Genomic DNA, 22547 nt, shown 5'->3' with positions numbered 1-22547 from the left:
AACCTACCAACATAAGAGAGCTGAGAACAACGTCAAGGCGACGATCTGTGTCGTCGCCTTGCTTCGCCGTTATGCGTGCACGATGTGATAGTTCAAGAAGCCGCTGGCATCGGTTTGGATATCTTCAAGGGCTTGGTTGAGCTGGTTCAGTGTGTAAGGACGGGGTGCCCACTGATTGGTGTCGAGTAATCCCGCTCTGATCAACGCCATCAGCTCCTGCGCTTCTGCTGTGGTAAACCACAGTGAGCCGATGTAATGAAGCTGGGTACACATGAACGGGTGAGGATCGATCGGAATAGGTCCGCTTACGCCGCCGATCTGTACGATCTTTCCTCCCGACGTGACGGCGTTCATAGCCGAAACAGAAAGCTCTGCTGGAGCTTTCGCGCCAAGCGTATCAACTACCGCGTGGACTCCTCCCGGAGCCATGTCACGAATGCTCGCGTGCAAGTCGGTACTCGTGATCTGTAGGGAGCGAATGCGTTTTGGGGCCAACTGGCGAAGTCGTTCGAGTGCGGTCCTATCTCGCGCTGCCACGATGATATCCGTCACGCCCATCGCTAATGCGGCAAGCGTGACTCCGATACCCAAGGTTCCTGAAGCCCCCAGTACTAGCAAGCTCTGACCGGGCGCGAGTTCAAGCTTTTTCAACGCAGAGTAAGCTGTGCCCAAGTATCCAAGACGTGTGGCAACCTCGAATGGCAGTTCGTCAGCCAAGGTGATCAGGTTACGCGCAGGCGCTCGAAGATACTGGGCGTACCCGGCATGGCGATACTCGCGAAATACCTCACTTGAAGACGGGCTGAATCCGAAATAGCCCATGAAGGTGTAGCTAGCGCACCGCGTCGGAAGGCCAGCCAGACACTGCTTACAGTTGCCGCAACTCAGTCCTGGATTGACATAGACCCGATCACCTTCTTTGAAATCTTTCACAGAGCGGCCAACCGATACCACAGTACCTGCGGCATCCAACCCGAACACAGCTGGCAGCTCCGGCAGAGGTAGGAACGGGTACCACTCAGGGAAATTTGTGACGACGTTACGCAAATTTGGGATAACACCGCAGGCGGCAGTTTTGATCAGGACATCATGCTCGCCAACATCTGGAAGCGGAATTTCGTCCACGGTAAATTTGCCACCAACTTCGTGTAGGCGAGCAGCCAACATCGTACCTGGCATGAAGCAAACCCTCTTTTTTTCGTTGTCAGGGCTGTGAGGCTCTTGAAAGCCGTTGAGGTATGACCGGCACATCGGCCACAGCTCCAATTATCCGCTCTGCTTCGAACGTGGCTATCCAGGCCCAGTAGCCGCTATCCAGATAGCGAAATTATTTGGTATCGCTCGATGAGGCTTGAATTGTTGCGGCAGGACTTTGAGCCAACTGACGCAGCCAGAGAATAGCCGCGTCAGCATCATCCCTCGGATGCCAAGCCATCATGAGTTGGAGAGGCTCGCTTTCGAACGGCAACTCAAACGTCTCGATGGCATCGTTCTGGGACTGAGTAAGCATGCGAGGCATCGTACAGACCAAGTCCGTCGACATCAGAATCCCGGGAACCATCCCAGCGGTGGGCACGGTAAGGTAGATTTTTCGGCTCATGCCAGCGGAGCGCAAATACTCATCCATATACCCCCTAAAGCTCTCCCGCTCAGGCGATACGACAAGATGATTGAGTTCACAGTACCCACCCAGGGTAAGAGGCTCACTTCCACGAGGGTGCCCTTTCCGCTGCGCCATGACGAACTCATCGGTCCTAAGTGCCGTGCATCTCATCCCCAGAGGAACGCCGCGGCTAGAGTCGATCAGCAGATCGAAAACACCTTCCTCCATCTGCCTTCCTATGAGCCCAGGATCAACGGCATTGAGAGACACCTGAATTTGGGTACCAGCGTGCTTGGCGATCGATGCAATCAACGGCTCACAAATGGTGCTTAAGGCGGTATCACAGGCGGCTATCCGGAAGACTCTCTTGTCGTTCCACGGATCGAATCCCAACTCACTCTGAATGACTGAACCGAGAGTTATCAGGGCTGCACGTAGAGGTCCCCGCAGCGCCAATGCCCGGGCGGTGGGGGTCATGCTCCGGCCTTTTTGAATCGGGACCAACAGCGGATCGCCCATCAGCTCGCGCAAGCGTGAAAGCTGTGCAGACATCGCGGGCTGGCTGATGTGAAGGCGCGAAGCTGCCTTGGTCACGTTCAACTCAGCCAGTAGCGTGTCCAGCGAAACCAAAAGGTTAAGATCAATACGCGACAGGTCCATACCAATCCATCCTGATGATAGGTCGCATAACGATAAACAATTTCATGGATAGCTTCGCAGGATTTTAATGTTTTGGAAGACCTACGCTATTGAGGATCGACCATGACTAAACAGAAAGTACTGATAACGGCGGGAGCATCTGGAATCGGGTATGCGATCGCTCTGGCCTTCAGCAGCCGCGGCGCTGACGTCACTGTAGTGGACATCGACACTGAAGGCTTGAACCGCCTTCATGCAGAGCATTCTAATATTCGCACCGCGGTATGCGATGTATCTGATCGCCGCAGTCTTGAGCTCGGTATTCCAGGCATTATCGAAGCCATGGGTGGTCTAGATGTACTCGTCAACAACGCCGGGGTAGCGGGCCCCACCGCTCCCGTTGAGCAACTTGATCCTGATGAGTGGGACAAGGTCATGCAGATAAATTTGAATGGTACCTTCAACGTTACGCGCCTGGCCGTTCCTGCGCTCAAGCGTTCATCTCACCCCTCCATCATTAACATGTCTTCTGTTGCGGGACGACTGGGCTACCCAGATCGCTCCCCCTACTCAACCAGTAAATGGGGATTGATTGGTTTCACTAAGAGCCTTTCACGTGAACTCGGCGCGTATGGGATTCGTGTTAACGCCATTCTGCCCGGAGCTGTCGAAGGGGAACGCTTTGAGAACGTGCTCAAAGGTAGGGCCGATCTCAGCGGAAACTCCGTGGAGGAGGAACGTAGCAAGGCGCTTTCTGTTCAATCCCTCCAACGCCTGGTGGACCCGAAGGACATTGCAGAACTAGCAGCCTTCCTAGCATCGGACGCAGGCAAGTCCATCTCTGGACAGCTTTTGCCAATCGACAACGACATGCAGCAGACGATGTGAGGTACAACCATGAGCATGCGTGAAAAACTGATTGGACCTTGAGTGCTCGAAGCCTACACAAATTACCCAGGGGACGGATATGGCCCTGTACATCACTTTGGTGAACATCCTGAAGGATTCATAATCTACACGGAAGATGGCTATATGTCGGCTCCGCTGAGGATGCCAAATCGGGCACCGTTTTCATCAAGTGACTGGTTTGAGGGCACCGATGCGGAGTACCGCGCTCAAGGCCTATCGTATAGCGCCTACAGTGGCCCCTTTAATGTGGACAGGCATTCGAGTGAGCTCACCCACACCATTGCGATTTCAATGTTCCCGAATTGGATTGGCCAGGTACAGCCGCGAACAGTGACGCTTGCAGGAGAAATCTTAGAGCTAGGTAATGCCAGTCAATATCGGTCTAGCGGACGAGCAATGAGCGCGCGAATTCTCTGCCGTAGGGCGAAGACGCCAGTTTCCCAATTGCCGCTGGTGATCTGGGTTAGCCTGAAACTGTGCTTTGAATCGCCCCTGGCTTCCCTACATGAGCGCATCGCTGCCTCAGGAGTAAGCCTAGCTAAGTAACCTGGCTATACCCTTAGGTATATTTACCGCACTCAACCTTGGTTCTAGTTTTGGGGACGCAACCACAGCAACCGAGGAACATATTGATGGATCGTTTGAAAGGCAAGGTAGCACTGATTACCGGCGGCGCAGGCGGGTGTGGCCTGGCTGCATCGGAGCTATTCGCCGCCGAGGGTGCCAAGGTGGTGATTCTCGACTTGCCGACGAGCCAGGGCGCAGCGGTGGCGGCGCGCATCAATGCGGAAGGCGGGCAGGCGTTGTTCGTTGCCGCCGATGTGTCGCAGGCCGACCAGGTGCACCGTGCCGTGGCCCAGGGCCAGGCGCATTTCGGCCCGATCACCGTACTGATGAACCACGCCGGGATCATCGCCGCCGGCCCGTTCCTGGAAACCAGCGAAGCTGACTGGGACCGGCTGATGAGCGTCAACGTGAAAAGCATGTTCCTGGTCACCAAGGCCGTGTTACCGGGCATGCTCGCCGCCGGCGGCGGCAGCGTGATCTGCACCTCGTCGATTTCCGCTGTGGTCGGCACGCCGATGGAGGTGCTGTATTGCACCACCAAGGGCGCCTGCCACATGTTCGCCCGCGCCCTGGCCGTGGAATACCGCGACCAGAACATCCGCAGCAACGCCATTTGCCCAGGCTTCATCGGCACCGCCCATGGTCGCCGCGAGCTCGACCTGCTGCGCGGTTATGGCGTGGATGCATCCGACGAGGCGATCAAGACCATGCAGGGGCGGCTGTGCGACCCGAGCGAAGTGGCCAATGCCGCGTTGTTCCTGGCCAGTGACGAGTCGAGCTTCGTCAGCGGCTCGCACCTGTTCGTCGACAACGCCTACACCGCCATGTGATGCCAGGCCGGCAGCCCCCTGCCGGCTTTGAACAACAACGATATGCAGCACCCTTCAATTCTGCCCCCAAGCCAATTCCAACAAGACAGAGGCAGCAGATGGAAAACATAGGCACTTACGTCATCTACGTGATTATGGTGTGCGCCGTGATTGGCGCGATCGCATCGATCGTCAACGCGGAATCCGAGCTAGCTAAAGAGTTCACCGCCGGGCTGCACAGCATCGGGCCGATCTTCATCCCGGTGGCCGGGATAATGGCCGCCATCCCATTCATTTCCAGTTTCATCAGCCAGTTCATCGGCCCACTGTTCCTGGCAATGGGTGCCGATGCCGGTATTGCCGGGCCGATCTTCATCGCCTCGGACCTCGGCGGTTACCAGTTGGCCCAGGCGCTGTCCCACAGCCCCGAAGGCTGGATCCTCGGCCTGATCACCGGCTTCCAGTGCGGTTCGACCGTGATATTCGTCATCCCGGTGGGCCTGGCCATGCTCAACAAGGCCGACCACAAGTACATGGCTCTGGGCATCATGGCGGGGTTGCTGAGCATCCCGATCAGCATCGTATTTATCGCCATGGGTATGCAGGCCATGGGCTTGGGCGTGCGCCCAGACATCGCTACGGCAGGCGCCGCGACCCAAGCCCTGCACTTCACCCTGCCGACCCTGCTGCGCAACCTGTCGCCGCTGATCTTGTTTTGCGTGGCGTTGGCAGCGGCACTGCGGTACTTCCCCAACCTGATGGTCGGTTTGTTCCTCAAGCTAGGGCAGTTGATGTACGCAGCGGTGACCCTTGTGCTGGTGGCCTCGATTGTCGAGTACTTCACCGGTGCGTTCACATCAATGTTTGGCGGCTGGGGCTTTGCGCCAATCATCGCCGACAAGGCCGACCAATTTCGCGCCCTGGAGATTGCCGGTTACGTGGGTATCATGCTCTGCGGTGCATTCCCGATGGTCTACCTGATCAAGCGCTTCCTGTCGCGGCCGATCGAGAAAGTGGCGTCGAAGCTGGGCCTGTCATCGGTGGGCGCCGCCGGCATCCTCGCCGCCTCGGCCAACATCCTGGCGATGTTCCGCTTGGTGGCCGACATGCCGCCGAAGGACAAGGTACTGGTGATCGCCTTTGCCGTGTGCGCGGCGTTCACCTTTGGTGACCACCTGGCGTACTCGGCCAACTTCCAGCCGACGCTGATCGGGCCATTGATCATCGGCAAGCTTGCGGGCGGCCTGTTGGGCATGGCGCTGGCTTACTGGCTGGCTGTGCCCAAGGCGTTGGAACTGGGTCGCCAGGATGAAAAGGGCGAACTGCTACCTGCCAGCCCGGCGTTGCACTGACAGGGCATGTCATCGTTCAATGCCGCTCGGGCTTTTACAGCCGGGCGGCATTCGCGCTTTCTTTCAACACCGCACAGGCCACTGCAATGAATAGCGACAACGCCCACCGTCTGGGCGCGGTTATCCGCAGTATCGGCAGCGACACCCTGGGATCTGCCCTCGACGCAGCGCTCAAGGGTGTGGTCGATTACGACATGAGCTGCGCCTACCTGTTTCGCTTCAACCAGCCGGCGCTGTTGATCCATGACGGCTACAACCAGCGCGTAGCCGAGCGCACGCTCAAGGCCTATCTCCGCGGTGGTTACCTGCTCGACCCGTTCTATGTCGCCTGCACTAACAACCATCCGTCCGGCCTGTGGCGCATGAGCGAACTGGCCCCAGACAGTTTCTTCGCTTCGGGCTTTTCCATCTCACACGATATCCACCCCTGTGTCTCCTCGCACCACGGCAGCCTTATCGAGGAGATTGGCTTCATCGTCCCGGTGCGGCCGCGTACCGCGCTGGTGTACTCACTGATGCGCGGCCTGGACAAGGGCGCATTCGAAGCGGAGGAAGCGCAGCGGCTGGCGGCACTGACGCCGCTGATTGACGCCATTTTCAGCCAGCACCTGCGCCTGGCCCATGCCGACGACCTAGCCGACCCACAGGAGTCGGACAGCCAGCTGGAAGACGCCTTCGTCGATATCCTTCAGGGGCAGCTCACCGAGACCCAACGGCACGTGGCCAAGCTAATCCTGCAGGGGCACAGCAGCCAGTCGATCTCCCGTGAGTTGGGGATCTCCGAGGGGACGGTTAAGGTGCATCGGCACAATATCTGGCAGCGGCTGGGGATTACCGGGAATGCGGAGTTGTTTCGTTTGTTTATCAGTTATCTCATCAAACACAGTTAGCCTGATCGGCAATCGATTTTCGCGTCTCAGGATGTTTGTTCCTTCGAAGTCGTCGAGCTAGACGCCTAGGAGAATTAAATCCGCTTTCAATCCGCGGCAGGCATATCCTTGGCCTCTGATTCAGCAATCGATGCTGATATCACTCCCAGGTACGGACGCGCACATGAGCGCATACCCAGACTTAGCTCTACAAGAATCAATCAGCGGAGTAATTTTTCCGTGCAATACGGCGCATTCACAGGTTTGACATATGCCAGCCCGACAATGGGCAGGCAATACCAGCCCCTTGGTTTCTGCGAAGCTAAGGAGGGTCCCATCTGTGGGTTGCCATGTTGCAGAGATACCTGACCTGCTGAACGTGACCTGGAACGGCCCACATTCAGGAATTTTGCGCATTTCAACTGGACTATCGGGGGTTGCGAAGCTGTCCATGTGCAGGCGATCGGCAGCGTCCGCCTGAATCACGCTGTTCTGTATCTGGCCCTGAAAGCCTTCAGGTCCGCAAACATGGATGGCAGCCCCACTATGGGCAGCAGCGGTAACCAGCGCGGATATGTCCGGCCTGTGTTCGATCGCGCCGTCAGTTCCATTCTTCCCCTGGGTCATATGCAAAGCGATAGAACCTTGGTTTAGCTGCCCAACCAGCTTGGTCACCTCATTCCACAGCGCTAAATCGTCGCTGCCTTTCACGGTATGCACGACACGTACAGGATGCGGGTAACCAGCTTCCACGAGTGCTTCCAGCTTGGTGATAGTCGGGGTGATGCCTATCCCCGCGGTGAGAAAGAGATTAGCTGGAGCGTCCAGTCTGAATGTATCTGGGCCGGATGGTCCTGTCAGATGTAGACGCTGCCCTGTTTCTAAAGTATGGATAGCTTGGGAGCCGGCACCACTCCCCTGCTTCACCGTGATGCGTAACCGATCATCCTTGATGCCTGACACGGTGTAGCGGCGCCACGTGCCATCTACTGCCAGGTGATGAACTGCAACATGCTGCCCAGCCACAAAGCTTTCCAGCGAGCCAAGCACGGCCAGGGGATCTCGGAGCCATACTGAGCGAATGCCCGGTGCTTCCTCAAAAATCTCAACGACTTCTACAGAACGCGGCCAAGAAACCAACGCAGGTGCTCTCGGAACCTTGGCAGCTATTGCCAGCCTTTCGGGGTAATGCGCCTGCGTCACTGAAATTCTATCGTTGGGTAACAGCGTTCCTGCTTGCTCGACCTGTGCATAGACACCGCAATACATGTGACCGAAATGGCGGTTCAGTTGGGCGGGAATGTTCACGTCCAATTCGCCCGTCTGGGGGTTTACCGACGTCGCTCGGCAGCGCTTGATTGGCCGAATAATCGAGAGACGGGACTGACCAAAATCCACACCTTTGCCAAGCCATCCGAATTCCGAAAATGGTGCTGCATCGATATAGATGTTGCCTCGAAAACGCATGGGATCGATCGTTACGCCCATTAGCGTAGACAGCACCTCTACTGTCCTTACATTGATGATGGAAAGTGCCGAGTCGTCAAAATCCCAGTGGCCGAGACAATCGTTTCGATGAACAACCCGTGCTTGCACACCAAAAAATTCGGCCAGTAGTTCTGGATCGGTCAGCAAATCTCCACGAGGCACCGGCAGCCTTTCATGGAGCGTCGCTGCGCCCCGGCTTTTGCCGGGTAGAAAATGAACAAGCGCCGAATTGGTCGTGAGCTGCTGATACGGTGCGGCGCCAGCCGCCGCTCCACTTCGTGTAATGGCTACCGCACGATCGCCTGGAAAACCTTTCCCGTATTCCAGTGAGACACTGTCCAGCTTTTCACCTTCGAAGCCCTTTATTGGATAGCAGAACAGCGAAACGACGTGAGCCATTTGACATGCCCTCTTCACGCATTCGTAGGAATTAATTGAAGCCCCGCGTAACCTGACGGGGCCGAATTTTTGGATGCATGCACTACCGATCACCCAGTCGCTCGCCACTGATGCAAAAAAGCCACTGCCCGGAAGGGCAGTGGCCGGGTCCGCACCGAACTCCGTCAGAACAGCGCGGGATCAGGACGCAGGCGATAGCACCACCCGCGTCCCACCAGTCACGAAGCGTTGATCCAAATGGTCTTCAGCTCCGTGTACTGATCATGGGCCCAGATGGACTTGTCCCGCCCACCGAAGCCAGACTCCTTGTAACCACCAAACGGCGTGGTCACATCTCCTTCACCGAAACAGTTGACCGTCACCACGCCCGCACGGATTTCACGCGACAGGCGCAGCGCATTGCGCAAGCTGCCGGTGTAGGCCGAAGCGGCCAGGCCGTAGACAGTATCGTTGGCCAGCTCGATCGCCTCGTCGATGGTCTCGAAGCTGGTCACGCTCAGCACCGGGCCAAAGATTTCCTCGACAAACAGCTTGTTGTCGCGGCCTACGTTGTCGACGATGGTCGGTTGCACGAACACGCCTTCTTCGGTTTCGCCGCCCTGAACGATGCTGAGTTTCTGCTCGGCCGCGTATTCCAGGTACGACTTTACCTTCTCGAAGTGCGATTTGCTGACCATGGCACCCAGGCGGTTGTCCGGGTCGAGCGGGTCGCCGAGCTTCCAGTCTTTGAGATGCTTGGCGATCAGGCCCAGCAGTTCGTCTTTCACGTCCTTGTGGACGATCAGGCGCGACGAGGCCGAGCAGTTTTCGCCCATGTTCCAGAACGCACCGGCGGTGACGAACTGGGCCACTTCGTCGAGGTCTTCGCAGTCGTTCATGACCACGGCCGGGTTCTTGCCACCCAGCTCCAGGACGATGCGCTTGAGGTTGGACTCGGCGGCGTATTTCAGGAACAGGCGGCCGGTGTCGGTCGAACCTGTGAAGCTGACCATCGGGATGTCCATATGACGACCTATGGCTTCGCCCACTTCACGGCCACCGCCTGGCACCAGGTTGAACACGCCTGCAGGAATGCCCGCCTCATGGGCCAGCTCGGCCACGCGCAGGGCGCTGAGGGTGGTTTCCTTGGCCGGCTTGACCACGATCGAGCAACCGGCGGCCAGCGACGGAGCGATCTTCCAGGCCAGCATCAGCAGCGGGAAGTTCCACGGCAGCACCAGGCCGACCACGCCAATGGCTTCGCGCACCACCATGGTCACGGCAGCGTTGCCGGTCGGTGCAGTGGCGTCGTAAATCTTGTCAATCAGCTCGGCATGCCAGCGGATGGTGTGGATCGTTTCCGGCACGTCGACGGTCTGGCACTCGCTGACCGGCTTGCCGCTGTCCAGCGCTTCCAATACCGCCAGCTCGTGGGCGTTATCTTCCAGCAGCTGGGCGAACTTCTGCAGCACGTGCTTTCGGTCGTTGGGCTGCATCTTCGACCAAGTGCCTGCTTCAAAAACGCGCTTGGCCGCGGCCACGGCAATGTTGACATCATCAACGTCGCAGGCCGCGACCTCGGCCAGCTGCTGACCGGTGGCCGGATTGGTGGTGACAAACGTGCGGCCAGAGATGGCGTCGCGGAACTCACCGTCGATAAACGCCTTGGTGCGCAATTGCAGGTCGGCAGCGATGGCCGCGTATTGTGCCTTGCTCAGCAATTCAGCCATGTTCCAGTCTCCTTATTTGATCTGGGCGATGGTGGCTTTCAGTTCTGTCACCACACGCTTGAGTTCTTGCTTCTCGGCGTCATCCAAGTCGTACAGCGGCTTGCGCACGCCACCGGTCTTCAGACCGTTCAAAGCAACACCGTTCTTGATGGCCTGCACAAATTTACCGCCTTCGAGGAAGTCCATCAGCGGCATCATGGCGGCCATGATCTTGCGGCCTTTGTCGAAGTCCTTTTCGATCACGCAGGCTTCGTACAGGGCCACGTGCTCGCGTGGGATGAAGTTGGAGCCGGCGCAAACCCAGCTCTTGGCGCCCCAGGCGAAAAATTCCAGGGCCTGATCGTCCCAGCCGCAGGACAGCTGGATTTTCGGGCGCTTGATGGCCAGGCGGTGGAGCTGGGCCATGTCACCAGAGCTTTCCTTGATAGCGACAATGTTCTTCACATCGGCGACGGCGTCGAAGAACTCCTCACCCATGCTGACACTCATGCGGCCTGGGTAGTTGTAAAGCATGATCGGCAGGTCGGCGGCGGCGTCGACCGCTTTGACGTGCAGTGCGATTTCCTGCTGGGTCGGCAACGCGTACGGCGGGGTACCGACCAGCAGCGCATCCGCCTTGATTTCCTTGGCGTGCTGGGCGAAAGCCACGGCGTCTTCGGTGCGAATGCCACCGGTACCAACGATCAGCGGCAAGCGACCATTGAGCACATCCTTGGCCTGGGCAGCCAGTTCGATGCGCTCTTGAGTAGTGTGGGCATAGTACTCACCGGTCGAGCCGCCGATGATCACGCCGTGAATCTTCGATTCGACCAAGTACTCGAGCACTTCGGAGAAGGCCGCTTTGTCGATCGAGCCGTCCGCTGCCAGTGGAGTGATTGCCGGGGTGTAGATGCCTTCAAATTTCACGGTAGGTTCTCCAGGGATACATTTGGTAGTGAAAGCCGCGACGCAACGCGCCGCGACGGCTGTGTTTCAGGTCAGGCGAGCGAGGCGGCCTGTTGCAGATTCATCGATCGGGTTTCGGGTGCCAACGCGTAGGAGAACGCCAGGCCGACGAAAGTCACTGCTGCGGCTGCATACATGGTGGCGCCGATTCCGTAGGTATCGAGGGCAATCGGGACCAACCAGGTACCGACCGCAGCGCCGACCCGCGACATAGAGGTGCCCACACCCACCGCGCCAGCGCGGATTTCGGTGGGGAAGAGTTCGTTGGGGTAAACAAGCTGCAGCACTTGGGCACCGCCGATAAACAGTGCATAGGCGCCGAACAAGGCCAGAATCAGCATTTCCGAACCGCTGCTGAATGCGCCCAGGCCCAGCAACGCCAGCCCCGACCACAGGAAGCTGTGCAGCAGCGTGGTCCGCCGGCCGAGGCCGTTGATCAGGCGCGTAGCAATGATGCAGCCGACTACGAACAGACAGGTGATGGCGACGGAGCCGATCGAGGCCCACTCGCCTTTGAGATTGAGTGCACCGAGTACCTTCGGGGCGAAGGCATAGACGGCAAACACCGGAATGACCGAGCACGTCCAGAACATGGTGACGAACAACATGCGCTTGCCATAGCCAGAGTGCAGCAGACTGAGGAAAGACAGTTTCCGGGTTTTAGGCTCTTCTGGCAGGTTACGCAGAGAGAACTCATGGCCATATACACGCTTGATAATCTGCTCAGCCTCGGCGCTGCGGCCCTTGCTGATAAGCCAGCGTGGTGATTCAGGCGTACCAAGGCGCAACATGAACAACACGCTACCGACTACTGCTGCGCTGGCCAGGACCATGCGCCAGGCATCATCGCCACCGTGGTAAAGAATCGCTTCCCCGACCATGTAGGCCACCGCTGCGCCTGCGAACCACAGTACAGTGAGGGTGGCCAGGCGAGGCCCTCGATTCTTCTTGGGCAGGAACTCGACCAGCAGCGAAGTGGCCACCGGATACTCAATGCCGACCGCGATGCCAATGGCAAAGCGCAACAAAAACAGCGCAAGCGCCGACTCAACCCAAAACTGGGCGACTGAGGACAGAACGAACAGGACCGGCCCCACGAAGAAAACGCGTTTGCGACCGAAACGATCAGTCAACCACCCGCCGAAGAAACCACCGAAAAAAATGCCGATCAGCGCCGAGGCCGCAATCATGCCCTGCCAGAAGCTGGACAGGCCAAGCCCTGCGGACATCTGTGCCATGGCCACACCAACGATGCTAAGCACATAGCCGTCAACAAACGATCCGCCGCCAGAGCGTACCGTCAGAAACTGATGAAAACGATTAATAGGTACGTCTTCGATTGATACATTGGAATTTGTCATTGTTTTCTCCTGCCACGACCAAAGTGCAACCTGTTTAAGGACGAACGAGTCCGCGAAGCTGAAAATCTTATTCAGCCCCGTTTTGTCGAAGTGCGCTTCGACCCTAAACAGCACGCAATAGAAACGCAGGCCAGGCAAATCGTTGCCCGGCAAATATCAATAAGTTATAGAACTCTAAATTAACTCAGCTTTCTTTTCCGGCGCGGTACTGTCCCCATTTCAGATTCAGATTCAAACCCAGCGACACCAAAGGCGCCGGTGGGTTCGCGCACGGTCCTGGTGCCTGGCGAACAAAATCGATCAGTTCATTCTTTTCACCGGCCAGCCAGTCAGCCAAAAGTTTTCCGGTAGCAGTGCCGCGCGTAACGCCCAAACCATTGCAGCAAAGGGCGCCATACACATTAGGTGCCAACTCTCCAAAATAGCCCATGTGGTTGCGCGACATTGCCAGAGCACCGCCCCAGGTGTATTCGAAGGGCATGTTTGGCAGCATCGGGAATCGACGTTCGAAGGCATCACGATGACGAACCACGAAGCGTTCGAGGTATTTGCGATTGGCACGGCCGTCGGGGTTGAAACTGAAACTGTTACGGATCAACAAACGGTTGTCTGGCGTGCGACGCACAGTGGTGCCGAATGGATCAGCGGGAATGACGCCCCAGTATGGCTTACCCCCTAGCCTCGCCTGCTCCTCTTCGTTCATCGGACGGGTCAGGCTGGCATAAGTGAACACCGGCAGCATACGGCCTTTGAGAAAGCCGAAACTCATACCGAAAGCGTTGGTAGTGAGCACCAGCTTGTCAGCCGTGATCGAGCCATTGGCATGCTTGAGCACGGTTTTTGCGCCGTATTCAATTTCAGTGATCGGCGTCTGCTCATAGAGCGTGACATTCGGCGGTAGATTATCTGCCAACCCTTTTACCAACGCCGAGGGCTGAATAAGAGAAGTACCCGGAGTGAACAGGGCCTTGCGGTAGAAATGGGTGCCGATATGGTCTGGAAGCTGATCGGCGTCAATCATCTCGTAAGGCTGATCGAGTTTGTCCAAGCCGCGCCGGTAGGCATCCAGGACGGCAATGCCGCGTGGCTCTACGGCAGCTTGGTACTTGCCGCAATGCTTCATCTGGCAATCGATCTGATAGCGTTCCACCAGTTCCTTGAGGAATGACTGTCCGCTGAGGTTGAGCTTCAGCGTGGTTCTGGCGATGGCGATGTCACCGATGTAGTCCTCGGCGCCGATGTCATGAGGCAGGTCGATGGCAAAACCAGCATTGCGCCCCGACGAACCGAACCCTACTTCCTGGGCTTCAAGCAGCACGACCTGGTCATCGGGAAAATTCAACGCCAGCTGGCGTGCAGCGGCCAACCCGGTAAAGCCAGCACCGACAACAACCCAACGTGCGGCGGTATGCCCACGGTGCGGTGCTTTGATCTGCCGTCCTTTGCTCAGGTGGTACCAACCACACGTAGTGTCGTCAGCGGGCAACGAGGTGATCTTTGTCATTTCAGGAACCAGATATTGTTGTTAGCGTCTGTTCCTCATCACGCCTCGCCATACCCGGCATCCTGCCGGATATTGGCGCGCGGTGAGCATTACTTCATAAGGCCAGTGCCACTTCCATCCCTTGGGGCGCCGCGTATTCGGCCATGCGGCGACGGGACAACTCGAAGTGCTCGCGCACAAGCTGTCCGGCAGTTTCAGGATCTCGACGCTCGATGGCCTCGATCATTTGATCGTGCTGCTGGCAGGCGAGATCTAGGTCGCGCTGCATGTCATCAGTGGTCGGATGTCGATAGAAGATCTTGCCCAGCCTTGTGTGGTCGATCAGAAGGCGCCGCAGGCTGGGCAACAAGTAGTCGTTATGCGCCATCCGGCCGATCTCCAGATGGAAGGCATCGTTGTAGAGCACACGGTTTTCCACGTCGCGCTCTTCAATGGCCTGGCGGAACATCGCCTGAATGGCCTTGAGCCCCTCGATCTCACGCGCAGTTGCATGTGTAGCCGCCAACTGCGTCGTCGCTATATAGATCAACGGCGCTGCCAAGAAAAAGCTGTGCAGGGAATCGTGGTTCATCGCAGCCACGCGAGGCGCGCGATTGGCCTCCAATTCGATGTAGCCCTCTGCTGCAATTTGTCTGAGCAACTCTCGAACCGGCGGGCGGGACAGGCCGAACTCTTCACTCAAGGCCAGCTCATCGACCACCGCGCCAGGTGCCAACTCCATGCTCAGGATGCGCCGGCGCAAGGCATCAGCGAGGACACCCTTGCGGTCCAGCGGCACTTCACCGATCAGAGGATGAGCCTCAGCGATTGCTTTCATGGCAGCTTTCTTGGTTTTCATAATGTTGTGTCTACAATTTGTATAATGAATATAGGGATCGTTAGACAATGTGTCTACTGGTTTTTCGACCATCGGTAAAGCGTGATCCCGACGATTCGAAGCGCACATTTCTGTCTGCGACAATATCATGCCAACCAACGACCATAGCGGTGCCAAACGCAGCGGTCGCAAACGCTGATGAGCACTGGGCTCGCTGTATTCTTTCTAAATTATCTAGGTATACACAAAGAATACAATCGCATTGACGGGGTTCTGATCCCGTGCCAGTCTGCATCAAACAGTGATCACTCCGGGGCTTGGTGAACGGTGGGAGATTCCATGAGAGGCGGCAAAAATGAGCTGTACGAGGATCTGAAAGGCCAGATTCTGACCATGGAACTCAGCCCCGACCAATTGCTGGACGAGCTGGGGCTAAGCGAACGATACGGGCTATCGCGTACCCCTGTCAGAGAGGTGTTTCGCCGCCTGGCGGGTGAAGGCTATCTGGACATACAGGAACATCGTGGCGCCCGGGTGGCACCGATGAACCACAACACCTTGCGCAACTTTTTCCTGGTGGCGCCCATGGTGTATGCCGCCGTCGGGCGACTTGCCGTTCAAAACTACAAGCCAGCTCAACTGCGCGACCTGCATGCCACCCAGGATCGTTTTCGCACAGCGAGCCAAAGTCGCGACCCTCGGGCGATGGTCGTTGAGAACAACCGCTTCCACGAGATCATGGGCGAGATGTCTGGCAACCCTTATCTCGAACCCAGTCTTGGTCGACTGTTAATCGACCACGCACGTATCGGCCACACCTTCTTCCGCCCACGCAACAGCGACATGGAGCGCCACCTGTGCTTGGCCGTCGAGCATCACGACAGCTTCATTGAAGCTTTCAGCCGGCATGACGAAGGCGCGGTAGTCGATTTGGTGTTCGAACACTGGGAGCTTTCGCGCTGCAACATGCAGCTGTTTATCGCCCCGCAAAGCCTGGTTGAAGACGTTGCACGCGATGTCAACAGCGGCTGACAAGCGCTCGTAAGACAGTTTTGCAGTACCCGCTATGGACGGACGTTGGCCGACCACGGATGCACGCAGGTGAATTTCGACAAAAACAGGGCTTAACGCCCAGCCACCACAAAGCAGGAGTTCAACATGAATCGTATCCGCAAGGCACTGTGCGCATTCGCAATGATCGGTATAGGGCTGTGTCAGGCCCATGCCGAAGAAAAGGTCATCAACATGGGCACCCTATCCTGGGAAGACCTCACGCCCATCACCGGGATCACCAAGAAAGTACTGGAGGACGCCGGCTACACCGTCAAGGTGACCTCGTTTTCGGAGTGGGGCATCGCTTACGCAGCCCTGAGCAAGGGTGATGTGCAGATCCTCGCCTCGCAGATCGATTACGTAGCTCAGGATTTCTGGAACCGTAACAAGAACCGCCTGGAAAAGATCTCGCCGGTTTCCCACGGGCTTTACCAGGCGATCGCTGTGCCCAAGTACGTGCCAATCGACTCGATCGAGCAGCTCAACGAAAACGCCGATAAGTTCGGCAACAAGATCGTCGGTATTGAACCCGGCTCGGGCTTGATGAGCGACGCAGCCAAGGCAGTTAAAGCTTATGACCTGAAACTCAACCTGCTCGAAGGCAGCACAGCGGCCATGACCGCCGCGCTCAAATCAGCGGTCGATCGCAAGGAATGGGTAGCCGTGACCCTCTGGGAGCCGACTTGGATGGCTCTCAAATACGACACCAAGTTCCTCAAGGATCCGAAAGGCGTATTCGCTCCAGCGCAAGGCTACTACTGGATTGGGCAGAAAGGCTTCTCGGCGGAGAACCCCCAGGCCCGTGAAGTAATCGCCAGCGTTTATGTACCGCTGGCGGACATCAGTGCAATCAACAGCGCAGTGAACGATGGCAAGAGCATGGACCAAGCCGTGAAGGATTGGACCGACAGTCATGCCGATCTGCTCAAGCGCTGGGAAAACATCAAAAAATACTGACAGCAGCGTTTTACTTTTGCCACTGCCGAACTTGAAACAAGAACACACCAGAAAACTCTGGTTCGGGTGCACACATGAATACCAATGACGTTGTTGAAACACTGGTGGATTGCCGCGGTGTCTGGAAGATCTTCGGCGACCGCGCGCCTGCCGCTATGCAGGCCTACCGCGAGCGCGGCCTAACAAAAACTCAGATTCTTCAGGACTACGGCTGCGTGGTGGGCGTCTCCAATGTCGACCTGCAAGTACGTCGAGGAGAGATCTTCTGCATCATGGGCCTTTCTGGCAGTGGCAAATCCACGCTGATTCGCCTGCTCAACCGCCTCATTGTCCCCACAAGTGGCGAAATTCTGGTTAAGGGCCGCGACATAGCACAACTGGACGCCGCAGCGCTGCGCGAAGTCCGTGCCAAACATATCGGCATGGTTTTTCAGAGCGTTGCCTTGCTGCCACATCGCACAGTGTTAGAAAACGCGGCCTTCGGCCTGGAAGTGCAAGGCCTGTCCAAGGGCAAACGCCATGAAGTGGCCGGGCGCGCTTTGGCCAAGGTTGGGCTGAGCGATTGGGCGAACCGCTACCCCGCTGAGTTGTCCGGCGGCATGCAACAGCGTGTCGGTCTTGCCCGGGCAATCGCTTCCGACCCTGAGGTAATACTCATGGACGAGCCGTTCAGCGCGCTGGACCCGCTCATCCGTCGACAGCTGCAGGACGAGTTCAGGGAACTCACCAAGTCCTTGGGCAAATCCGCTGTGTTCATCACCCACGACCTCGAAGAGGCCATTCGCATCGGCGACCGTATCGCCATCATGAAAGATGGGGTGATCATCCAGGAAGGCACCGCCGAAGATATCGTGCTCAATCCGGCCGATGACTATGTAGCCGAATTCGTTGCCGGGATTTCACGCCTGCACTTGGTCAAAGCTCATTCCATAATGCAACCGCTGGCGGAATACAGTGCCCGCCACCCGCACGAAAATCCGGAGCAATTGCAATGTGCCGCCCCGGAGAGTGACCTGGATTCCCTGATCAACCTGTTGATTCGCTCGGGGCACGATGCAGTCGGCGTGCGTGAGAATGGAGCGTTGCTGGGAGTGATAAGCCAGCGCGACTTGCTGCGCGCCGTTCAAGGTGTAAGAGATGACGAGGCCCCTATACAGGCGCGCACGTCCGTGGGGGGGCTCGCATGAACCCCGATGACTTTGCCTCTGCCTTCGATGAGCGCGTCGACAATGCCTTGATGTGGCTATCCGATAATGCCGCTGGTGTGTTCGACCTCTTCAACGACCTGCTCAAAGCACTGTACCAGGCTGTATACACGGTATTGGAGGTACCACCTTTCTATGCCGTGGCATTGGTGTTCGCCCTCCTGGCATGGCGCGTGGCCGGGTGGCGCTTTTCGCTTGGCACTCTCTTGGCACTACTAATGTGCGCGCTGATGGGCTTGTGGCCGCAAACCATGAGTACCCTGGCGTTGGTGCTTACCGCCACCAGCCTGGCGTTGATAATTGGTATTCCCTGTGGGGTAGCGGCCGGCCTTTCACCTGCAGTGAATCGCGTTTGTGACCCGGCCATGGACCTGATCCAGACATTACCGCCCTACATCTATCTGCTGCCTGCCATCGCACTGCTGGGCTACGGCACTGGTACAGCACTCGTGGCTACGGTCATCGTGGCCGTGCCGCCAGTGTTACGCCTCACCGCGCTAGGCATCCGCATGACACCAAAGGCGTTTCTGGAGTTGGGGAACGCAAGCGGTACTACCGGTTGGCAACAATTCGCCAAGATCCGCTTGCCGTTCGCCATGCCTAGCATTATGACAGGCATCAACCAAAGCCTGATGATGGCCTTCGGCATGGTGGTTATCGCAGGGATCGTCGGCTCTGGAGGGCTTGGAGAAGTAATCTACAGCGCCATCCGGACGCTGGACATCGCCCGCTCGATCAACGCCGCCATCGCCATCGTGATCCTCACCCTGATCCTCGATCGGCTGGCCCAGAGCGGCATCCGCACCGCCGAGGAGGCGCGTCATGGCGCTCACTGAAATGAACATCTCTCCCGGCGCCTACCTGGCGCCCCTGTTCGACTGGCTGAACACCAACATGCATGGGCTGTTCGCGGTCATAAGCCGCTTCGTCGAGACCATGCTAGGCGCGGTCGAGGCGCTGCTGTTATTGCCACCGGCTTACGCAATGATTGCGGGCGTATGCATTTTGACAGGGCTGTTCATCAACCTACGCACCGCTGGGCTTGCAGGTGTGCTGCTGGGCTTTTGCTGGCTCAGTGGTTTCTGGACCGCTTCCATGCAGACCATCGCCTTGGTGTCAGTGGCTGTACTGATTGCCGTTGCCGTGGCCTTCCCGCTGGGCATCCTTGCAGCTCGGGTAAAACGCTTCGACAACGCCTTGAGCCCGCTGCTGAACGTGATGCAGACCGTGCCGCCATGGGTGTACTTGATCCCGGCTGTGATCATCTTCAGCCTGGGCAAGGTGCCAGCTATCATGGCGACAATCATTTATGGCATTCCGCCAATGCTGCGTCTGACCACGCTCGGCTTCCGCCAGGTACCCAAAGACTTGCTGGAGCTCGGCCAGGCCACCGGTGCAAAACCCCGCACCATCTTGTTGAAGATCGAACTTCCCAGTGCCATGCCTACCCTGTTGGTTGGCCTCAATCAGTGCATCCTGATGTCGCTGGCCATGGTCGTTCTGGCCGGGTTGGTCGGTGCAGGCGGCTTGGGCGCTGAAGTTACCCGCGGCCTGACTCGCATGGAAATGGGGCTTGGCCTACGTGCGGGCTTGGCTATCGTCGCCGTAGCTCTATTGCTCGACCGGCTCTCGCGAGGGCTGCTCAGCCGACGGGCGGGGCCACAACCTCAGTAAGCCCTGGAAAACACGGCGGGCTGTTCTGGCCCGCCACTACTTCTTGCATGATCAAAGAGAAACACCGTTGCGTCCCACTCGTAGCTTCAGCAATGCCCTGAATGGGCACAATTCACGTTTTACCCACTCGGTCGAACAGCTCCCCCATAAGCAGACGCGCGTAGGCTTTCTCTTGCTTGAGCACTTTTCGCTGTTGGCGTTTACTCAGGCTCTGGACACCCTGGTTACTGCCAATCTGATTCAGCCAGAAAGCTGTGTAAGTACCACCTTCAGTTTGGACGGCCAGTCAGTAGTCAGTGACGTGGGTATCGATATTTCTCCTGCCGCGTCATTGGACAAAAGCCTCAAGATACCGCTGGATCTGCTGGTGATTTGCGGAGGCCTGCGTACCGAATTGGTAGCTTCCGTTGGCTTGAGCACATGCCTGCAAGGCCTGGCAAGAAAGGGAGTGGCATTGGCCGGGCTATGGAACGGGGCCTGGTTCTTGGGGCAATCGGGATTGCTGGACGGCTACCGCTGCGCTGTTCATCCGGAACACCGTGGGGCCGTAGCGGAAATCGCCCACCACAGTCACGTAAGCACAGAAAGCTTCGTCGTCGACCGTGACCGCTTGAGCGCGGCGAGCCCTGCAGGTGCATTCAACATGGTGCTTGAGTGGCTGGGGCAAAGAAGAGGCACGGCACTTACCGATGGCGTCACTGCCATCCTCGCTTTCGAGGCGTCCCGTTACCGGCGCACTGTCCCGGCCCCTCACACCAACATCAGTGAGCCGCTACGTGAAGCGATCAGCCTGATGGCCGCAAATATTGAAGAGCCCCTGAGCCAGGATCAGATAGCCGAATACGTTGGTCGCTCGAAGCGCCAGATCGGACGATTGTTCCAGCATCAGTTGGGGACAACCCCTGTGCGTTACTACCTAGAGCTGCGCATCACCGAAAGCCGACGACTGCTGCAGTATTCCGACCTGCCGCTATTGGGCGTGGCCGTGGCCTGCGGGTTCGTCTCTGCAAGCCACTTCAGCAAGTGTTATACCTCGTTCTTCGGATACAGTCCCTCGAAGGAAAAACGCTTTGCCTGCGTAAGAAGCATGCAGCGCGAACCCTGCTGACATGAAGCCCGCTCGCAGACGTTCTGCGAACGGGCTTTTTTCATATCACGCAGTCTTTATTGTCGGCAGCGTCATCCCTTGCCCATGGCGTCGGCTGTTGATCACACCTAATACCAGAATCACCAACGCCAAGCTGATGGTTAGCGACACCTCCAACCGATGTTGTGGCATCACGAACATCACGCCCAATGCAAAGATGATGAAGCTAATCACCCCATAGGTTAGCCATGGGTATAGCCACATCTTGAAGGCAATAGCTTGGTTCTGCTTCTCTAGCACGGCTCGCATGCGTAGCTGTGAGAAAGCGATGGCGAGATATACCAGCAGAGCAATCGACCCCGAACTGGCCAACAGAAACGCAAACACCTCGGACGGTGCGAAGTAGTTGATGATGGTGGTCACCATGCCAATCAGTGTGCTGCCTATCACTGCAGCCCGAGGTACACCGGCTCCCGAAGTACGGCCTATGGCAGCCGGTGCATCTCCGCGCTTAGCAAGGGAGAACAACATGCGCGAAGCGATGTAGATAGACGAGTTCAGGCAGCTGGCTACCGCCACTAGTACCACAATGTCTACCATCAGCTTCGCATAGGGAATGTTCATGATCTCCAATGCCCGTTGATAGGAACCATGAAGTGGCAGCAGCGGATCATTCCATGGCACCACCGATATGATGATGAAGATTGAAAGCAAGTAGAACACGCTTATCCGCCAGATCACCGACCGTGTCGCCTTGGCGATATTTCTGGCGGGGTCAGCAGACTCGGAAGCGGCGATAGTTACCGCTTCGGTGCCGAGGTAGCTGAACATGGTGGTGAGCAACGCGCCAATGATGGCCGTCCAGCCATTCGGCATGAAGCCGCCATGGGCGCTCATCAGACTTGCCAGACCGCTGACCTCGCGTGCCGGCAATACCCCTGTCAGAGCGAATCCGCCAAGTGCGATGAAGGCGACTATCGCAATCACTTTGAGCATGGCGAACCAGAATTCGAACTCACCGTACTTGGCTACGCTGAACAGGTTTGTAGCGGTGAGTAGCACTGTCATCGACAACGCGAAGCACCAAGGTTGAACCCCGGGAAACCAGTTGTTTAGCACGACGCCGGCAGCAATCGCCTCGATCGGAATCACCAGCACCCAGAACCACCAATACAGCCAGCCAATGGTGAAACCGGCCCAGCGGCCGATTGCACGATCTGCATAAGTGGAGAAGGAACCGGTGTCAGGACTCGCCACTGCCATCTCGCCGAGCATCCGCATCACCAGCACTACCAGGGCGCCAGCAAGCGCATACGCAACGATTGCTGCCGGACCTGCCGCGGCGATCGCTTGTCCGGAACCTACGAACAAACCCGCGCCAATCACACCAGCGATCGACAACATGGTCACATGTCGAGGTTTGAATCCCTGTGCCAACTGATCGCTGGCTTTCCCAGACGTCGTCATAGTCATTATGCTCCCTGCTTTTGCTCTTGTTATGGGTATGGTGCAGTGCCGAGGGCACTTCACCGCTTAACCATAGAGAGCGAAAACAGGGCTCAATTGACTGGTTCGGACATCAAATGGAGTGAGCCGGACA

Annotated in this window: 20 protein-coding genes; 11 read left to right on the top strand and 9 right to left on the bottom strand. The window is 57.4% G+C overall.

Translation table 11 applies throughout. The features are described 5' to 3' along the window. Positions 1-69: 69 nt before the first annotated feature. Together ABRP30_RS06045 and ABRP30_RS06040 are read right to left on the bottom strand one after the other, a co-directional pair. A complete protein-coding gene (locus ABRP30_RS06045) occupies positions 70-1179 on the bottom strand; it encodes an alcohol dehydrogenase catalytic domain-containing protein (protein ID WP_349976441.1) in 1110 nt (369 codons plus the stop codon). Between the two features lie 148 nt (positions 1180-1327). After that, positions 1328-2263: a LysR family transcriptional regulator gene (locus ABRP30_RS06040; protein WP_349976440.1), complete on the bottom strand. Its 936-nt coding sequence runs from the start codon at positions 2261-2263 to the stop codon at positions 1328-1330. A gap of 102 nt (positions 2264-2365) precedes the next feature. Here ABRP30_RS06040 and ABRP30_RS06035 point away from each other — a divergent pair, with 102 nt between their 5' ends. The 5 genes from ABRP30_RS06035 (at position 2366) to ABRP30_RS06015 (ending at position 6769) form a co-directional block, all read left to right on the top strand. After that, the gene (locus ABRP30_RS06035) at positions 2366-3130 is read left to right on the top strand and encodes an SDR family oxidoreductase (RefSeq protein WP_349976439.1); all 765 of its coding nucleotides are present in this window, start codon (positions 2366-2368) and stop codon (positions 3128-3130) included. A gap of 42 nt (positions 3131-3172) precedes the next feature. Next, on the top strand, positions 3173-3697 hold the full coding sequence (locus ABRP30_RS06030; RefSeq protein WP_349976438.1) for a lipocalin-like domain-containing protein: 525 nt from the start codon (positions 3173-3175) through the stop codon (positions 3695-3697). Between the two features lie 86 nt (positions 3698-3783). Then, positions 3784-4548, top strand: coding sequence for an SDR family NAD(P)-dependent oxidoreductase (locus ABRP30_RS06025; protein WP_349976437.1), 765 nt, complete (start codon positions 3784-3786; stop codon positions 4546-4548). Positions 4549-4646: 98 nt separating this feature from the next. Beyond that, entirely contained in the window at positions 4647-5879 is a 1233-nt protein-coding gene (eutH, locus tag ABRP30_RS06020; protein ID WP_349976436.1) for an ethanolamine utilization protein EutH, read from the top strand. Positions 5880-5965: 86 nt separating this feature from the next. Continuing rightward, positions 5966-6769, top strand: coding sequence for a LuxR C-terminal-related transcriptional regulator (locus ABRP30_RS06015; protein WP_349976435.1), 804 nt, complete (start codon positions 5966-5968; stop codon positions 6767-6769). A 120-nt stretch (positions 6770-6889) separates the two neighbouring features. Here ABRP30_RS06015 and ABRP30_RS06010 read toward each other — a convergent pair whose 3' ends face one another. The 6 genes from ABRP30_RS06010 to ABRP30_RS05985 all read right to left on the bottom strand — a co-directional run bounded on the left by ABRP30_RS06010 (position 6890) and on the right by ABRP30_RS05985 (position 14971). Next, on the bottom strand, positions 6890-8635 hold the full coding sequence (locus ABRP30_RS06010) for an MOSC domain-containing protein (RefSeq protein ID WP_349976434.1): 1746 nt from the start codon (positions 8633-8635) through the stop codon (positions 6890-6892). A gap of 218 nt (positions 8636-8853) precedes the next feature. Next, entirely contained in the window at positions 8854-10344 is a 1491-nt protein-coding gene (locus ABRP30_RS06005; RefSeq protein ID WP_349976433.1) for an aldehyde dehydrogenase, read from the bottom strand. A gap of 12 nt (positions 10345-10356) precedes the next feature. After that, positions 10357-11250, bottom strand: coding sequence for a dihydrodipicolinate synthase family protein (locus tag ABRP30_RS06000; protein ID WP_349976432.1), 894 nt, complete (start codon positions 11248-11250; stop codon positions 10357-10359). A gap of 71 nt (positions 11251-11321) precedes the next feature. Then, positions 11322-12650, bottom strand: a complete 1329-nt coding sequence (locus tag ABRP30_RS05995) for an MFS transporter (protein ID WP_349976471.1) — start codon at positions 12648-12650, stop codon at positions 11322-11324. Positions 12651-12834: 184 nt separating this feature from the next. After that, the gene (locus tag ABRP30_RS05990; RefSeq protein WP_349976431.1) at positions 12835-14154 is read right to left on the bottom strand and encodes an FAD-binding oxidoreductase; all 1320 of its coding nucleotides are present in this window, start codon (positions 14152-14154) and stop codon (positions 12835-12837) included. 94 nt (positions 14155-14248) lie between these two features. Beyond that, on the bottom strand, positions 14249-14971 hold the full coding sequence (locus ABRP30_RS05985; protein WP_349976430.1) for a GntR family transcriptional regulator: 723 nt from the start codon (positions 14969-14971) through the stop codon (positions 14249-14251). A 339-nt stretch (positions 14972-15310) separates the two neighbouring features. Here ABRP30_RS05985 and ABRP30_RS05980 point away from each other — a divergent pair, with 339 nt between their 5' ends. The 6 genes from ABRP30_RS05980 (at position 15311) to ABRP30_RS05955 (ending at position 20968) form a co-directional block, all read left to right on the top strand. Then, positions 15311-16003 (top strand): GntR family transcriptional regulator, encoded by a 693-nt coding sequence (locus tag ABRP30_RS05980; protein WP_349976429.1) that lies wholly within the window; start codon positions 15311-15313, stop codon positions 16001-16003. A gap of 126 nt (positions 16004-16129) precedes the next feature. Continuing rightward, on the top strand, positions 16130-16981 hold the full coding sequence (locus tag ABRP30_RS05975; RefSeq protein ID WP_349976428.1) for a glycine betaine ABC transporter substrate-binding protein: 852 nt from the start codon (positions 16130-16132) through the stop codon (positions 16979-16981). Between the two features lie 74 nt (positions 16982-17055). Next, complete coding sequence (locus ABRP30_RS05970) at positions 17056-18168, top strand: glycine betaine/L-proline ABC transporter ATP-binding protein (RefSeq protein WP_349976427.1); 1113 nt, start codon at positions 17056-17058, stop codon at positions 18166-18168. After that, positions 18165-19022: an ABC transporter permease subunit gene (locus tag ABRP30_RS05965; protein WP_349976426.1), complete on the top strand. Its 858-nt coding sequence runs from the start codon at positions 18165-18167 to the stop codon at positions 19020-19022. The genes ABRP30_RS05970 and ABRP30_RS05965 overlap by 4 nt, the downstream gene beginning before the upstream one ends. Then, the gene (locus ABRP30_RS05960; protein ID WP_349976425.1) at positions 19009-19860 is read left to right on the top strand and encodes an ABC transporter permease subunit; all 852 of its coding nucleotides are present in this window, start codon (positions 19009-19011) and stop codon (positions 19858-19860) included. Before ABRP30_RS05965 ends, ABRP30_RS05960 begins: the two co-directional genes overlap by 14 nt. A 67-nt stretch (positions 19861-19927) precedes the next feature. After that, positions 19928-20968 (top strand): GlxA family transcriptional regulator, encoded by a 1041-nt coding sequence (locus tag ABRP30_RS05955; RefSeq protein WP_349976424.1) that lies wholly within the window; start codon positions 19928-19930, stop codon positions 20966-20968. Positions 20969-21013: 45 nt separating this feature from the next. Here ABRP30_RS05955 and gabP read toward each other — a convergent pair whose 3' ends face one another. Next, positions 21014-22420, bottom strand: a complete 1407-nt coding sequence (gene gabP, locus ABRP30_RS05950; RefSeq protein ID WP_349976423.1) for a GABA permease — start codon at positions 22418-22420, stop codon at positions 21014-21016. Positions 22421-22547 lie beyond the last annotated feature (127 nt).

It is taken from the genome of Pseudomonas sp. WHRI 8519 (assembly GCF_040224055.2).
Classification (GTDB): Bacteria; Pseudomonadota; Gammaproteobacteria; order Pseudomonadales; family Pseudomonadaceae; genus Aquipseudomonas; species Aquipseudomonas putida_X.
This window is presented reverse-complemented; position numbering and strand designations above follow the sequence as displayed.

Coding starts and splice junctions, on each gene's coding strand:
- ABRP30_RS05985 (WP_349976430.1), bottom strand. CDS start 14,971: ATGAAAGCAATCGCTGAGGCTCATCCTCTGATCGGTGAAGTGCCGCTG.
- ABRP30_RS05965 (WP_349976426.1), top strand. CDS start 18,165: ATGAACCCCGATGACTTTGCCTCTGCCTTCGATGAGCGCGTCGACAAT.
- ABRP30_RS06015 (WP_349976435.1), top strand. CDS start 5,966: ATGAATAGCGACAACGCCCACCGTCTGGGCGCGGTTATCCGCAGTATC.
- ABRP30_RS05995 (WP_349976471.1), bottom strand. CDS start 12,650: ATGACAAATTCCAATGTATCAATCGAAGACGTACCTATTAATCGTTTT.
- ABRP30_RS06045 (WP_349976441.1), bottom strand. CDS start 1,179: ATGCCAGGTACGATGTTGGCTGCTCGCCTACACGAAGTTGGTGGCAAA.
- gabP (WP_349976423.1), bottom strand. CDS start 22,420: ATGACTATGACGACGTCTGGGAAAGCCAGCGATCAGTTGGCACAGGGA.
- ABRP30_RS05970 (WP_349976427.1), top strand. CDS start 17,056: ATGAATACCAATGACGTTGTTGAAACACTGGTGGATTGCCGCGGTGTC.
- ABRP30_RS06040 (WP_349976440.1), bottom strand. CDS start 2,263: ATGGACCTGTCGCGTATTGATCTTAACCTTTTGGTTTCGCTGGACACG.
- eutH (WP_349976436.1), top strand. CDS start 4,647: ATGGAAAACATAGGCACTTACGTCATCTACGTGATTATGGTGTGCGCC.
- ABRP30_RS06005 (WP_349976433.1), bottom strand. CDS start 10,344: ATGGCTGAATTGCTGAGCAAGGCACAATACGCGGCCATCGCTGCCGAC.
- ABRP30_RS06010 (WP_349976434.1), bottom strand. CDS start 8,635: ATGGCTCACGTCGTTTCGCTGTTCTGCTATCCAATAAAGGGCTTCGAA.
- ABRP30_RS05980 (WP_349976429.1), top strand. CDS start 15,311: ATGAGAGGCGGCAAAAATGAGCTGTACGAGGATCTGAAAGGCCAGATT.
- ABRP30_RS05990 (WP_349976431.1), bottom strand. CDS start 14,154: ATGACAAAGATCACCTCGTTGCCCGCTGACGACACTACGTGTGGTTGG.
- ABRP30_RS05960 (WP_349976425.1), top strand. CDS start 19,009: ATGGCGCTCACTGAAATGAACATCTCTCCCGGCGCCTACCTGGCGCCC.
- ABRP30_RS06035 (WP_349976439.1), top strand. CDS start 2,366: ATGACTAAACAGAAAGTACTGATAACGGCGGGAGCATCTGGAATCGGG.
- ABRP30_RS06025 (WP_349976437.1), top strand. CDS start 3,784: ATGGATCGTTTGAAAGGCAAGGTAGCACTGATTACCGGCGGCGCAGGC.
- ABRP30_RS05975 (WP_349976428.1), top strand. CDS start 16,130: ATGAATCGTATCCGCAAGGCACTGTGCGCATTCGCAATGATCGGTATA.